General features: G+C 70.7%; 14 protein-coding genes and 2 pseudogenes. 11 read left to right on the top strand and 5 right to left on the bottom strand.

Going from position 1 to position 12,973, the window contains the following annotated elements; all coding sequences use genetic code 11:
- Window positions 1–66: 66 nt before the first annotated feature.
- Window positions 67–462, top strand: a complete 396-nt coding sequence (locus ACWFQ8_RS06720; RefSeq protein ID WP_453785107.1) for a hypothetical protein — start codon at window positions 67–69, stop codon at window positions 460–462.
- Window positions 459–671, top strand: a complete 213-nt coding sequence (locus ACWFQ8_RS06725; RefSeq protein ID WP_453785108.1) for a hypothetical protein — start codon at window positions 459–461, stop codon at window positions 669–671. The genes ACWFQ8_RS06720 and ACWFQ8_RS06725 overlap by 4 nt, the downstream gene beginning before the upstream one ends.
- A gap of 81 nt (window positions 672–752) precedes the next feature.
- Here ACWFQ8_RS06725 and ACWFQ8_RS06730 read toward each other — a convergent pair whose 3' ends face one another.
- Window positions 753–1,397 carry a dihydrofolate reductase family protein gene (locus tag ACWFQ8_RS06730; RefSeq protein WP_453785109.1) on the bottom strand — a complete coding sequence of 215 codons (645 nt, stop codon included), beginning with the start codon at window positions 1,395–1,397 and terminating at the stop codon, window positions 753–755.
- Window positions 1,398–1,574: 177 nt separating this feature from the next.
- Window positions 1,575–1,922 (bottom strand): PRC-barrel domain containing protein, encoded by a 348-nt coding sequence (locus tag ACWFQ8_RS06735; RefSeq protein WP_453785110.1) that lies wholly within the window; start codon window positions 1,920–1,922, stop codon window positions 1,575–1,577.
- A 182-nt stretch (window positions 1,923–2,104) separates the two neighbouring features.
- Here ACWFQ8_RS06735 and ACWFQ8_RS06740 point away from each other — a divergent pair, with 182 nt between their 5' ends.
- The 3 genes from ACWFQ8_RS06740 to ACWFQ8_RS06750 all read left to right on the top strand — a co-directional run bounded on the left by ACWFQ8_RS06740 (window position 2,105) and on the right by ACWFQ8_RS06750 (window position 4,206).
- Window positions 2,105–2,692, top strand: coding sequence for a TetR/AcrR family transcriptional regulator (locus ACWFQ8_RS06740; protein WP_453785111.1), 588 nt, complete (start codon window positions 2,105–2,107; stop codon window positions 2,690–2,692).
- Window positions 2,689–3,075, top strand: coding sequence for a hypothetical protein (locus ACWFQ8_RS06745; RefSeq protein ID WP_453785112.1), 387 nt, complete (start codon window positions 2,689–2,691; stop codon window positions 3,073–3,075). The genes ACWFQ8_RS06740 and ACWFQ8_RS06745 overlap by 4 nt, the downstream gene beginning before the upstream one ends.
- Window positions 3,076–3,870: 795 nt before the next feature.
- Entirely contained in the window at window positions 3,871–4,206 is a 336-nt protein-coding gene (locus tag ACWFQ8_RS06750) for a hypothetical protein (RefSeq protein WP_453785113.1), read from the top strand.
- Between the two features lie 118 nt (window positions 4,207–4,324).
- Here ACWFQ8_RS06750 and ACWFQ8_RS06755 read toward each other — a convergent pair whose 3' ends face one another.
- Window positions 4,325–4,792, bottom strand: a complete 468-nt coding sequence (locus ACWFQ8_RS06755) for a hypothetical protein (protein ID WP_453785114.1) — start codon at window positions 4,790–4,792, stop codon at window positions 4,325–4,327.
- A 746-nt stretch (window positions 4,793–5,538) separates the two neighbouring features.
- Between ACWFQ8_RS06755 and ACWFQ8_RS06760 the strand changes: the two genes are divergently transcribed.
- Window positions 5,539–6,285 (top strand): SDR family oxidoreductase, encoded by a 747-nt coding sequence (locus ACWFQ8_RS06760; RefSeq protein WP_453785115.1) that lies wholly within the window; start codon window positions 5,539–5,541, stop codon window positions 6,283–6,285.
- 541 nt (window positions 6,286–6,826) lie between these two features.
- Here the strand turns inward: ACWFQ8_RS06760 and ACWFQ8_RS06765 are convergent.
- Window positions 6,827–7,030, bottom strand: a complete 204-nt coding sequence (locus tag ACWFQ8_RS06765; protein ID WP_453785116.1) for a hypothetical protein — start codon at window positions 7,028–7,030, stop codon at window positions 6,827–6,829.
- Window positions 7,031–7,042: 12 nt separating this feature from the next.
- On the opposite strand from ACWFQ8_RS06765, the gene ACWFQ8_RS06770 reads away from it, so the two are divergent.
- On the top strand, window positions 7,043–7,606 hold the full coding sequence (locus ACWFQ8_RS06770; RefSeq protein ID WP_453785117.1) for a hypothetical protein: 564 nt from the start codon (window positions 7,043–7,045) through the stop codon (window positions 7,604–7,606).
- A gap of 213 nt (window positions 7,607–7,819) precedes the next feature.
- Entirely contained in the window at window positions 7,820–9,448 is a 1,629-nt protein-coding gene (locus ACWFQ8_RS06775; protein WP_453785118.1) for a CAP domain-containing protein, read from the top strand.
- Window positions 9,449–9,564: 116 nt separating this feature from the next.
- On the opposite strand, the pseudogene ACWFQ8_RS06780 reads toward ACWFQ8_RS06775, so the two are convergent.
- Window positions 9,565–10,225: pseudogene (locus ACWFQ8_RS06780) on the bottom strand (IucA/IucC family C-terminal-domain containing protein); the annotation flags it as partial.
- An 824-nt stretch (window positions 10,226–11,049) separates the two neighbouring features.
- Between ACWFQ8_RS06780 and ACWFQ8_RS06785 the strand changes: the two are divergent.
- The 3 genes and pseudogenes from ACWFQ8_RS06785 to ACWFQ8_RS06795 all read left to right on the top strand — a co-directional run.
- The gene (locus ACWFQ8_RS06785; protein WP_453785119.1) at window positions 11,050–11,799 is read left to right on the top strand and encodes a transposase family protein; all 750 of its coding nucleotides are present in this window, start codon (window positions 11,050–11,052) and stop codon (window positions 11,797–11,799) included.
- Window positions 11,800–12,030: 231 nt separating this feature from the next.
- The gene (locus tag ACWFQ8_RS06790) at window positions 12,031–12,486 is read left to right on the top strand and encodes a hypothetical protein (protein ID WP_453785120.1); all 456 of its coding nucleotides are present in this window, start codon (window positions 12,031–12,033) and stop codon (window positions 12,484–12,486) included.
- A gap of 36 nt (window positions 12,487–12,522) precedes the next feature.
- Window positions 12,523–12,854: pseudogene (locus tag ACWFQ8_RS06795) on the top strand (transposase family protein); the annotation flags it as partial.
- Window positions 12,855–12,973 lie beyond the last annotated feature (119 nt).

Raw genomic sequence — 12,973 nt, forward strand, 5'->3', positions numbered from 1 at the left:
GCTGTCTCCGGAGGGTGCGCAGCACGAAGGGTGCCGAGGAGGATCAGGGCGCGTACCCTCGGCTGCGTGCCTCGCCGTTCGAAGAAGCCGCGCCGCCTGGTCGCCGACGGGCGCGTGTACATGTGGACGCTCCGCCACAGCCACCGCGTGCTGGACAGCGGCCGGTCCGCGGACTGCCGCGAGATCCTCACGTTGTCCTCCCAGCCGGCCGGCACCGGCGGCCGGCTGCGCATTGTCTTTGCCGACGGGCCGGGCCGGTATGTCCCGGGCGGCGCCCCCTTTGGCTCCGGGGACGTGGGCTTCACTCAGGGCGCAGGCCTGAACCTGCACGAGCCGGGCGCTGTCCGGGCACTCCTCGACCTGGCCCTGGCCCGAGGGTGGCAGCCGGAGAAGCGGCAGGCGGTGGAGGTCGACGGCTGGCCTCTGCTGGAGGCGGCGGCCGCCGCGCGCCGGTCCGGTTGAGCCGCTTCTCATCTCTCCCTGGAGCGGACGAGCGGGCCGAAGCACGGTTCGGCCTCGTCCGTGATGAGCAGCAGTGCCCCGGCCGGCGGGAGGCCGGGGTCGGCGAGCGCCGCCCGACGTTCAACGGCACGATCGCCGAGACCGGCGCCGGCTCCTACCGGCTCGCCTCCGCCCGGGCGCGAGCCGAGAAGACGGCCGAGGCCGGCTGACCGTCTGAGGCGCGACTCGCGGTCCGCCTCAGGGCAGCCCCGGACGGCAAACGGCCGACCGGAGCCAGCCCTGAGGACCGGTCACTTTCGCCAAAACAGGTGGTGCGTCACCCCGCTCGCGCTGGGAACGACCTCCAGGTGGAACCGGTCGAGCAGCTCATCGGGGGACTCCCAGAGCCGTACTCCGGACCCGAGCTCCACCGGCGAGACCGCCACGTGCAGGGTGTCGACGAGGTCTGCGTCGAGAAACTGCCGGATGGTGGTAGCCCCGCCGCCGAGGCGGACGTCCTTGCCCTGCGCCGCCTCCCGGGCCTGCGCGAGGACCGTGGCCGGGTCGCCGTCGACGAAGTGGAACGTGGTGTCGGAAAGCGTGAACGAAGGACGCTTGTGATGGGTCATGACGAACACCGGGGTGCGGAAAGGGGGCTCGCCACCCCACCAGCCCTGCCACTCATGGTCCTGCCAGGGCCCGCGCTGGGGCCCGAACTTGTTGCGGCCCATGATCTCGGCGCCGATGTTGCGCGCGTAGTCCCGCGTGAAGTAGTCGTCCAGGCCCCGGCTCCCCCCGGGGTCGGTGCGCATCGGCCAACTCGCCGTGGCACCGGCCCACGCGAACAGCTTCTCGGGCTCGACATGACCGAACGGCCTCTCAAGGGTCTGGTCCTCACCGGCGCCGATGCCGTCACGCGAGACGTTGAAGTTCTGGACTCTCAATAGCTGAGCCACGCGTTCCTCCTGTGATGGGGCGATAGCAGCGGTGAGACTCTCCGGCCCGGGCAAACTCATCGCTACCGCCGTGACCGCTCAGAAAGCCGGCTGACCAGTGCTGTGGCCGGAAGGATTGCCGGGGTCATCGAGGAGGTTTGAAGGAGCTGGTGAACTGCACGCCCCGTCGGGTCCGACTCAGGGGACGAGGGAGACGTAGTAGTCGCCGACCGTGGACAGGTAGTCGCGGTCCGCTGTCTCACTGTCGGTCGTGAACCGCGGAGCGGCTTTGATCTGCTCCCTGTTCGGTGCGACCTTCACCGTCTGCGCTTCGGTGTCGATGGCGATGACGGCGCCGGCCGGGATCAGGACACTCCGTCCGAACACCCACACACCCGTGTCGACCACCAGGTGCTGCATACCGGGCTGGTTCTGCTGGCGGTCCACGTGTCCTATGACACCGTCCGCGGCCTCCACGCTGAAGCCCACCAGTGACTGCCGGGAGGTGTAGCCGCTGCCCTGCGCGTACATCCACACACTTCCCACGGACCCGTCTCCTCTTCCTCGGCGGCCTGCACAGCGCTTTCGTCGGCTCGTATCGTCTGCCCTCGTTCCCCCGTACTCGCCGGACAATCAAGGGTAGGCGTGCCGTCGGCGTGCGTCTTCTCGACGCGGACGCCGGCGCGGGATGTTGTTATCAAACGGGTCGTCCCGTAAAGTAAGTCGGTATGAGCTCCTCTCCGTCCTCCAGGGGACGTCCCCGGGATCCCCGCTCGCACGAAGCGATCATCACAGCGGCCACAGAGCTGGTCGTCGAGGTCGGCTACGCCGCGACATCGATCGGGGCTGTGGCCGCCCGTGCCGGAGTCGGCAAGGACACGGTGTACCGGAGGTGGCGGGGCAAGCCGGAGTTGGTCTTCGAGGCCGTGTTCACGACCACCGACCATGCTCCGGTCCCGGACACCGGAACGCTGGCCGGGGACCTGACCGCGCTGCTGCGGGGCCTGGTCGACGAGTTCCGCGCGCCTGCCGCCGCCGCGGCGCTGCCGGGGCTGCTCGCCGACTTCGCCGCAGATCCGGCCCTCAAGGCACGCATCCGCAGCGACTTCCTGGCCCTGTCGAAGGAGCGGCTGCTGATCGTCTTCGAGCGTGCCGTGGCGCGCGGGCAGATCGCCGCCGACACCCCCGTGGACTTGGTCCTGGACACGCTGGCAGGAGCCGTGTTCTTCCACGTCGGTCTGGTCGGAGAACACCCCGACCCTCAGCTGGCCGGCCGCCTGGCTGCCGTCCTGGTCAAAGGAATCGAGGTCCGATGAACGGCTGGCTTCTCGCAGCGGGCGTCACCGCCGCCGGCGTCGCCGCGGCGCACATCGTCGGCGGGCACCGGGACGTGGTGCGCCCGCTCCTGTCCTGCGGGCTCGCGGACGAACCCAAGCGCGTCCTTCACGCCGTCTGGCACATGGTGAGCGTCGACCTGGTGTTCTCCGCCATCGCCCTGATCTACCTCGCGCGGGCGGACGATACGTCGGCGACCGGGCCCCTCGCGTGGTTCGTGGCTGCGCACTTCGTCGCGTACGCCGTCGCTTTCCTGGTCGTCACGCTGTCGGTCGGCTGGCCCAGGCCGCTGCTCCGACTGCCGCAGTGGATTCTGCTGCTGCCGGTCGCGGTCCTGACGGCGGCGGGCGCGGGCGCCGTGTAGCGGCGGACCCGGACAACTGCGGCCGCGGTGCCCGCGAGGCGGTTCCGCCGTGCCCGCCAGGCCGTTCCGCCGTGCCCACGAGGCCGTTCCGCGCCGCCATGGTTTTCCCCGGGCACGAGCCTAGAGCCACTGGGGCGGACTGCGGCCGGTACACGGCGCCCCGGTACAAGGTGGCCACGCCTGCCGTGCCGCCCGGAACCGACAGGACGAAGTCCGCCTGCGCCAGGCCGAGGTGGCCCACCCGCGATGCGGCCGCGAGCAGCGCCCCGGCCGGCAGCAGGCCCTCGAAAGCGATCCGGTCCCGGCCCGACAGCGCCACCAGGCCGCCCGTACCCGGTCCGCGCACGCCCGCAAGCCCCGCCGTCCGAGTGCGGGAGCAGCCCCCATCGCCGCGTACGCCCCGTGCCATTGGCCGGTGCGGCCTGCTGCCGGCGGGCAGGGACCGCTGCTTCCGCCGGAGCCGGCTGCCAGGGCGCAGCCGCGGCGGGCGTGGTGGTGGAGTGGGAACGGGCCGCCGCCGAGGACACGCGAACCCGGGAGACGGTCGCGGGCCGTCTCGTGGGCGGGGTGGTGAGGCGGATCGACGACCTCCCGGCCACCCCCGGCAGCAGGAGCAGGAGTGGGGGCGGGGGCGGTGCCCGGCGGAGCCGGACCCGGAACCCGGGCATCAGCCGGGGTCAGGGCAGCGGCGGGCGCGGAAGCCGCGGCCGCGCCCGGTCCCTCTGCGGCCGTCCCGGCAGCACATGCGAGGATCACTGAGAGTTCCGCCCTTGTCCGCTTTCGCAGAGGCCGCACATGAACAGTAGGTTCCTCCCCTTCCGGCGCAAGCGCGGGACCAAGGTCACCTACGAGGTGACCGGCACTGGCTCCTTCGAGGTGGCCTATGCCGTCGGCGACCCTCTGAAAGGAGAGCAGAAGCAGGTCAAGGGCGTCACGCCGTGGAAGCAGGATGTCGTGATGTCGGGCATCGACGCGATGGCCATGCTCACGATCATCACGTCCAACCCCGAGCATCCCGACGGCTGGCTCCAGTGCACGATCTCCATCGACGGAGAACTCGCAGTGGAAGGGGCGGTGTCCTCGCGGTCAGCCAGCGCGACCTTCACGGCTCTGCCCGGCGCGACGGGCTGACGGGAGCGGGCATCGATGCGGGCCCGGCGGGCCCTCACGCAGTGGGTGGAGCGGGAAGGCGCGGACCATCCGGTGCCACGCGGCCGCAGCGCCCGCACGGGACCCCCACCGGAGATGCTCACGAGCGCGGGTAGGTGTGGCCGGGCGGCGGGTACTCCCGGTCGGGGTCACCGCCGACGCCCAGGAGCACGTTCCGCTCGAACGAGGCGTCCTCGGCCAGCAGCGCGCGGACCCCGGGCCCGGTGGCGAACGCCCGGTCCGCGGCCGCCAGCAGCCGCAGCGACAGTTCCCGGTCCGCGTCCCGGCCGGACGGGCGCAGCGTGCCGGCCGCCCGCCGGCCGCGGGCGGGGAGACGGAGGGCTCCCGAGCGCCAGGCGGTGTCCCACAGCACCGCGGCCGCCAGGACGGCCGAGAGCAGGCCCGCGGCCGGGTGCCCGGCGGTGTCCGCCCACCGGCCGCACCCGGCCGGGGTTGTGCCCATCACGGTGCCGCCGCACACGCGGCGCTGCCTGCCCGTCATGACCACGCCCGCCGCCATCCCGCCTTCCGACTGCCTGCCGGGGACGGCCCGGCGCCTGACGCTCACCGCCGCGGCGCGGTGCGCACCCGCCCTGTCGGGGTGGTGCGCCCCATCTCAACTACGCCAGCCGCTCCCCGCGGTATCACGGCACCGGTGCGGCGTGGGGCCCTACCGTGCGCACGGGCAAGGCACTCCTCACCTCACAGGCCACGGTGTTCCGCTGCGACACCACAGAGACGGTCTCCTGGATGGCCCGTCAAAGGCGCCACACCTTGCCAGTGCACCGCGACGGCCCTCCCGGCGGGGACACGGTCGCGGGTGTGCCCGTCGTAGATCAGGCCGGCCCGGCACAGTCCCGCACGGCGGATAACGGCCGGTGAACGAGCATCGCAACCGCCCGAGCCGAGCATTCCATCGACGAGCGGAGTCCGGCCGGCAGGCCGCCGCGGTCGATCCTGTACGGAACACGCCCTGCGGGGTAGCCGCGGGCTGGCCCCGGACGCACGACAGCGCGGGCACCGCCCCCGGTGTAGCAGCGCCCGGCACCTCTGGCGATCGCCGAGCGGGGGAGGTGGCCAGGCTGGAGCCTCCGACCCCCTGGAAGGACTCGCCGAGAAGTGGTGAGGGCTCCGGCCGGATCGTGGATTCCATCCGCACCTCACGTAGCCAAAGCCCCGCCGGAGATTGCCTCCGGCGGGGCTTTGGCGTTCCCGCCGTCCGGTCGGGAACGCGGGGTCGGATTCCTGCCAGCGGTGAGGGGCTGAAGGCTATTTGATTGAACTCGCAACCAAACGATGCGGGAGGACATGCACATGCACATGCACATGGACAGGAACGCGGTGGCGCTGGTGACCGGGGGAAGCCGGGGGATCGGGGCGGCCGTTGCCGTGCGGCTCGCCGAGGACGGGGCGGATGTCGCTATCACCTACGTCAGCGATGCCGAGGCCGCGACGCGGGTGGTCAAGGCCGTGGAGGCGCTCGGGCGGCGAGGCGTCGCGCTGCGGGCCGATGCGGGGGACGCGGCGGAGGTCGCGAACGCCGTCGGGGAGACCGTACGGCGGTTCGGGCGGCTCGACGTGCTCGTGAACAACGCCGGGGTCGGGGCCGTCGGGCCCATGGAGGCCGTCGAGTTGACCGAGGTCGACCGGGTACTGGGGGTCAATGTGCGGGGCGCGTTCCTCGCGGCCCAGGCCGCCGCGGCGCGCATGCGGGAGGGCGGGCGGATCATCACCATCGGCAGCTGCATGGCGCAGCGGGTGCCGGGGCCGGGCGGGGTGCTGTACGCGATGAGCAAGGCAGCGACGATCGGGCTGACGAAGGCCCTGGCGCGGGAGCTCGGCGGGCGCGGGATCACCGCGAACCTGGTGCATCCGGGGCCCGTCGACACCGACATGAACCCGGCCGACGGACCGTACGCGGGCCCGCAGGCGGCGATGACGGCGCTGGGCCGGTTCGGTAGGGCGGAGGAGGTCGCGGACGTGGTGGCGTTCCTCGCGGGGCCGGGCGCGGGCTATGTCACGGGAGCGGAGTTCGCGGTGGACGGCGGCCATGCCGCCTAGCCCTCGCCGGGCGGGCGGGCGGGTCCGGGGCCGGGGCCGGGGCCGGGGTCCGGGGTCCGGGGTCCGGGGTGAAACCCCCGGCCCCCGGGGCGAGTCCCGGACCCCCGTGGTGATCCGGGTCCCCGTTCCGTTGGCACCCCGGCCAGCACGTCCAGGGCATGGTGCAGCTCGGCCCACCACCCGTCGGTGAGGTGCGGGTCGGTGAGGAGTTCGGGGGTGTGTGGGGAGATGACCGGGTGAGGGATGTGGGTGAGGAGGTCGGCGTCGTAGGTCCAGCCGTCCTTGGTCCAGCAGACTGTGACGTGCAGGCGTGGGCGCGGTACGGCGTCCGGGATGTTCTCGCCGCCCGTGATGCCCTCGTGCGGTAAGCGGGTGCTGGCCCGGTCGCCGGGGGGTGGCTTCGACGCGGAGCCAGTGGTCGGCGCCCGCGCGGGAGCTGAGGGTGCGGCCGTTCCACTCCCACGCGTACGGCGGGCCGGTCCCGATGGCGAGGCGGTTGGCCGCTTCGGCGTGTGCGGCCTCCATCCGCTCTTGGGTGGCGTCATCGGGGGGCGAGTACATCGAGCACCTTCCTGAGTTCCGTGTCGGTCAGCGGGTCGTCCAGCGCCGACACGGCGGCGCGCGTGCTGGCCGATACCAGCACAACGTCCGGGCTCGGGCAGGAACCGGCGGCGAGCAGGCAGGCCGAGGCCGGGTGGGCGCCCGGCCGGATCAACCCCACCAGCTCGGGCGTGATCAGGTCCAAGAGCTCCCCGCCATGCAGGGGCGCGGAGCCGAAGGCGAGGAGACCGGCGGAGCGGGCCTGGACCAGGGGGCCTCGCCCGTCGAGTGCGCGGGTGATCGGCTGGGCCATGACCAGGCTGACGGGCTGCTGCACGGCCGCCAGGTGGTGACCGGGGCCACCCGCCTCGCGGGCTGGGGCGCGAAGTTCGGGGACGGTGAAGGCTTCCTCGGTGAACCTGGACCAGGTCGCGATCCCGTACCCGCCGATCAGACCGGAGCCGGCAAGGTCTTCGAGAACCTCGCAGGCGGCCCGGAGTTCCGCGTGCAGACGGTCGCGATCGCCGTGACCGGTGGTCTCCGGGTTGTGGACGAAGACGATGCCGGCGCGGCCGAGAGCGGCGGCAGAATGGCGGGTCTGCCAGTCGACGAAGTCCGGGGCGAGGCCTTCCCGAGGATGCTGGGCCTGGCGGAGCTGGGCTGGTCACCGGCGCGAGCGCGGAAACGGGCGGGGTACAGCCGCCGCCTGGCGGCGCAGGGCCCGCGCCTGGACGCGCAGGACATCACCTACTGCCGGGCAGCGGAGGTCCCCTGGCCGTAGCGGTCCGTCCGTCCGCCAGCCGAAACCCCGGTCGGCATATTTCACCCCAGTGGCGTAGCGGTCGATCGCTGGGCGCGCGGGTGTCCTGCGAACGGGTGACGCTGACAGTCGGCCGTCGTTTCCGCGACGCCGGACCGGCGCGCCCGTGCCGCCGCTCAGACCGGCACCAGCACCCGCGCAGGTCACCGCGATGCCACACAAACGGGGTGTCCGATGAAACTGAAGACACTTGCAGCGTCAGCCGCCGTGTTGTGCGGCCTGGGCGCGATGGGGCCGATACCGGCCGCCTCCGTGCACGAGCCCGCTGCGCCGGCGCCGGCCTCCCAGGCGAAGGGGCCCAGATGTGCCTCGTCCCTCCCCCCGCCGGGCACCGGCTCACAGATCAGCGCCGCCGATGCCGACGCCTTCGTACGGGCCCACAACGACGCGCGCCAGGCGGCCCTCCAGAAGTACAACCCTTCCTTCCCCCTCGTGTCCGTGAGGTGGGATCCCCAGCTCGCCTGCGACGCCCAGGCCTGGGCCGACGACCCCGCCTCCAGCAAGGACGGCAAGCTCGTCCACAGCAGCAGGGACACGAACGGCAACGAGGGCGAGAACCTGCTCCACGCCTCCCCCGGCCCGGCGAAGCCGCTGACGGCCATGGACCCGGGGGTGGGGTTCAGCTGGATGGCCGAGAAGGCCGCGTTCGACGCGGACAACAACGCGCCGGTCGACAGCAAGGCTTCCAGCGGCAATTACCACGTGTGGGGCCACTACTCGCAGATCGTGTGGATGTCCCCCGCGTCCTCCACCACGGCGATCGGCTGCGGCGTGAAGGAAGGCGTGCCCGTAACCGGCAACACGGGATGGATCCTGGTGTGCCGTTACTCCGCCGCAGGCAACGTCGGCGGGCAGCGCGCCATTCCCCCTGACGGGAGCCCGGTACCGCCGCCGCCGAAGCCGCCGTTCGCGACCGGGGTGCCGGTGGCGATGGCGAAGCAGAACGACAACCTCCTGACGGCGCTCGCCGTCGACAAGCAGGGCGCCCTGAACGTGGCGTGGGTGGTCGGTACGCAGCCGTGGCACGACCCGGTGCGGTTCGGCCCGGCGATCTTCCCGCCCGGTGCGCCGGTGGCGATGGCCAAGCAGAACGACAACCTCCTGACGGCGCTCGCCGTCGACAAGGACGGCTTCCTGAACGTGGCATGGGTAGTCGGTACGCAGCCGTGGCACGATCCCGTGCGGTTCGGCCCGGCAGTGTTCCCGCCCGGTGCGCCGGTGGCCATGGCCAAGCAGGCGAACGACCTCCTGACGGCGCTCGCCGTCGACAAGCAGGGCTTCCTGAACGTGGCATGGGTGGTCGGTACCCAGCCCTGGCACGACCCCGTGCGGTTCGGCCCGGCAGTGTTCCCGCCCGGTGCGCCGGTGGCGATGGCCAAGCAGGCGAACGACCTACTGACGGCGCTCGCCGTCGACAAGCAGGGCTTCCTGAACGTGGCATGGGTGGTCGGTACCCAGCCCTGGCACGACCCCGTGCGGTTCGGCCCAGCAGCGTTCCCGCCCGGTGCGCCGGTGGCCATGGCCAAACAGAACGACAACCTCCTAACGGCGCTCGCCGTCGACAAGCAGGGCTTCCTGAACGTGGCGTGGGTGGTCGGTACCCAGCCCTGGCACGACCCCGTGCGGTTCGGCCCGGCAGTGTTCCCGCCGGGGGCACCGGTGGCGATGGCCAAGCAGGCGAACGACCTCCTGACCGCGCTCGCCGTCGACAAGAACGGCTTCCTGAACGTCGCATGGGTAGTCGGTACCCAGCCCTGGCACGACCCCGTGCGGTTCGGCCCGGCAGTGTTCCCGACGCCGTAGCGGCCCATGCCAGAACGGGGCCAAGGGCGCCGAGGGAGGTGAAGCGCCGGGCCGGACGGGTGTCGAGGGACCGTATCGACACCCGCCCGGCCCGGTTCACCGTCGCGCGAAGGGACGACGGGGTCCTTGAGGTTGCCGCTCAGTTGGAGGGCCGCCGACGGGTCGGTGAGGTCGACCATCTGCTTGGTGTCGCGCAGTTGGAAGCGATTCAGGCAGGACAGCTGGAACTCCGGCGCGAAGAGGTCGTAGCGGGCGAAGCGGTCCGCCAGCTCCGGCATCGATTCCTGGTAGGCGTGGGCGCAGTCGGCCACCGCCCGCCAGAAGGTCTCCTCCTCGCAGATGCCCTCCGAGGCCAGGATCGGGCCCAGGAAGCGGAAGAAGCAGTCGAAGACGTCCGTGGAGATCGACAGCCGCTTCATGTCCTCCGGCACGTCCGCTCGGACCCGCTCGACCGCCGGCGGCAGGACCGCGTCCGGGTCCATCACCACGATCTCCTCGGCGATGTCCTTAAGGACCGCCCGCTTCACCACGCCGCCCCCCGATGACGAGCATCGTGTTCTCGCCGTGCGGAGTGTGCGCGGGCTCGTATGCGTAGAAGCAGTGCAGGAGCGGGCCGAGGTAGGCGCGCAGCGAGGCCAGCCACTCCTCGGCCGGCAGCTTCGACCCCTCGATCAGAGCGCCCATGAAGGGCTTGCCCTCGGCGTCGACATGGAGGAGGGACGCCATCGTGGCCAGGCGCTCGCCCTCCCGGAACGGGGCGACCGGCGGCGCGAGCCACCGTGTTCCAGTCTCAGCATCGGCCCGTCGCGGGCCCACTGTGCTGGTACCGTCCTCGGCAGCCTCGCCGCCGTTGCAGTACGCCACCGCTCCCGTCGACAGCCATCCTTTCCAGGCTTGAACCGTTCCGAGGGAAGTATTGGATGTTTCCCCGCCAATTGCTCCCTGGGCCCGAATCGCAAGACTCGCCGCTCTCATCGTAGGCAGCTCCGCGGCTGGGGTCACGAGCTTCGAAGAGGTATGGCGCCAGCACATCCTCCTCAATCTCATGCGGATCAACCGTGGATGCGTGAAGCACTTGGACCTGCTGCACGCTGGCGGTGGGATTCCAGCTGGCCTTCGGGGCGGCCCAGTCCATCTTCGGGATGTGCTTGGGTGCGGGTTTGGGGTTGGGGCCGCTGTTGGGGTTCTGCCTTTCGGTCGTGCGGGGCTGGCCGCTCGATCCAAAGTTCTTGCCCGAGCTCTTCGTTCCTCCGGAGGTCACGCCCTTGTTGGTGAGGCCGGCGGAGTTGTCGCGCGCTGGGCCGCAGCACTGGGCGTTGTTCTCGTACAGCTACCGCCAGGGGTCCTGGCGTCGGGAGCCCAGCGCTCCCGCCGATGACGGGAGCGCCGGTGGTCAGGCGGTGTTCTCCTACGGCCAACGTGATCGTTCAGGGACGTTGGGGGTGCTCTCGACGTAAGCGAGCTTGTTGAATCCGGTGTCGAACAGTGAGCTTCTTCGATCCGGGCCCCGATCAGGTGACACCCGACAAGCGCAACGAGCGAGGCCCCCGGACAGTTGATCGAGATGTCTGACGCCTCAACCACGCTGCTCAGGGGCCTCGTTGGTCATCTATCCTGCCGCACTCGACCTGCCACATGCGCTCGTGGAGTGGGTCACCATGCTCATCGTCACCCGTGGGGGCGACCGACGCTGCAAGCTCCGCCCGTCGCAGCGCGCGATGGTGGCACTGGTGTACCTACGTGAGCACACAACCTTGGCAAAGATCGCTGCCGGGTTCGGGATCAGCGAGTCCACCGCCCACGCCTACACCAGCGCAGTCACCGACCTGCTCGCCCAACGTGCGCCAGGTCTACTGAAGGCCCTGCGCGAGGCTGACCCCGACTTCGTCCTGCTGGACGGGACCCTCGCCGAGTGCGACCGGGTCGGCGACTCACGCGCGGACTACTCCCACAAGCATCGCCGGCACGGAGTGAACGTACAGGTGGTCACCGATCCGGACGGCCGGCTGCTGTCGCTCTCACCCGCGCTGCCGGGCCGCGCCCACGACCTGACCGCCGCCCGCACCCACCGGATCATCCGCATCTGCGAGCGCCAGGGAGTTCCCATCCTGGCCGATCTCGCCTACCAGGGCGGCGGCCCCTGGCTGACCACGGGCATCAAACACAGGCCCCTGCAGGAACTCGCCCCCACCGAGAAGACCGTCAACCGGGCCCTGGCCGCGGCACGGGCACCGGTCGAACGCGGCGTCGCCCGCTTGAAATCCTGGCGGATCTTCCGCAGGTCCCGATGCAGCCCGAACCGCATGACGTCAATCGGAAAAGCCATCCTCACCCTGGAGCGTCAAGGCTGAAGGAGCTCATTGATCGATCTACTTTGAATCGCATTCATCATTGAATCGTGCGCGAAATGTAGAATCCTGCCGACTTGCGATCACGTTTGCGGAATGCTGCTCTGGAATAGGCAGGGGGCAAAGGGCTAAATGATCCGGGCCCGAATGGGTGGCGTTCAGCCGAAGTAGGGGGACGACGCGTCGTGTGACGACGGGATGCCCCGCGCTGCGACCCGCTATCGGAGGTTCAGGATGACACAGGTCTCTTCTGCCCGCATTCCACTACGCCAGATCATGGCCGTGCTGTTGACGGCCGCCCTGACGCTCTCCCTCTCGGTGGTGCTCACCCTCACCTCGACGAAAGAAGCAGCCGCCCTGTGCTCCGCCAACCGGTTCAACGGAACGTGGCGCTCGTCCGACGCGAGGCTGAAGCGTATCGACGTATGGCAGGGAGAGGACTGCCACCTGTACGCCAGGGCCTGGTCCGTCTGCAAGAACGACTCGTCGCGTATCTGCAGCTGGGGAAACAGGAGAATGGGAGACAGTCCCGAACCGAACTTCCAGTTCGTCGGATACAACTGGAACAACGCCGATGAGGTGCTGCACCTGCGGATGCAGGACAGGTCTCACATCTCGGTGTGGGACAGCACCGACTACCACAACGGTAAGAAGGTCAGCTTCACGGTCGCGATGTACAAGAGCCGTTGAGCCCGCGAAGGGCAGCAACTCCGCCCGCGCCGCTACTGGACGAGACCCCCTACCAAGACAGGTGGGGGCCTCGCCGCTCGTCCCCCGCCCCCGACAGGATGCGAACCGCGCCGGGGTGGGCCCCTGTTCGCCGACCGTGCCTACACGGGTGCCGGCTCCTGGGTCACCACCGGACTCAAACGGCCACCGAGCGGCGAGCTCACCCTCACCCAGCGCACCGTCAACCGAGCCTGGCCGCAGCCCGGGCACCGGTCGAACGCGGCATGGCACGGCTGAAGTCCTGGCAGATCTTCCGAAGATCCCGCATCAGTCCCAACCGCATGACCGTCATCACCAAAGCTGTCCTCACCCTGGAGGGGCAACGCTGAAAATGCGCAGTGTGGCGTTCATGGCCGCGGAGCCGTCCTCCCACCTGGGGTCCACGGTCCGCCGGCGGTCGCCTTCACGTGACGTTCGCGGGCCAGCCGCGCTTACTCAGTAGCAGTAG

The organism is Streptomyces sp. NPDC055254, assembly GCF_053606025.1.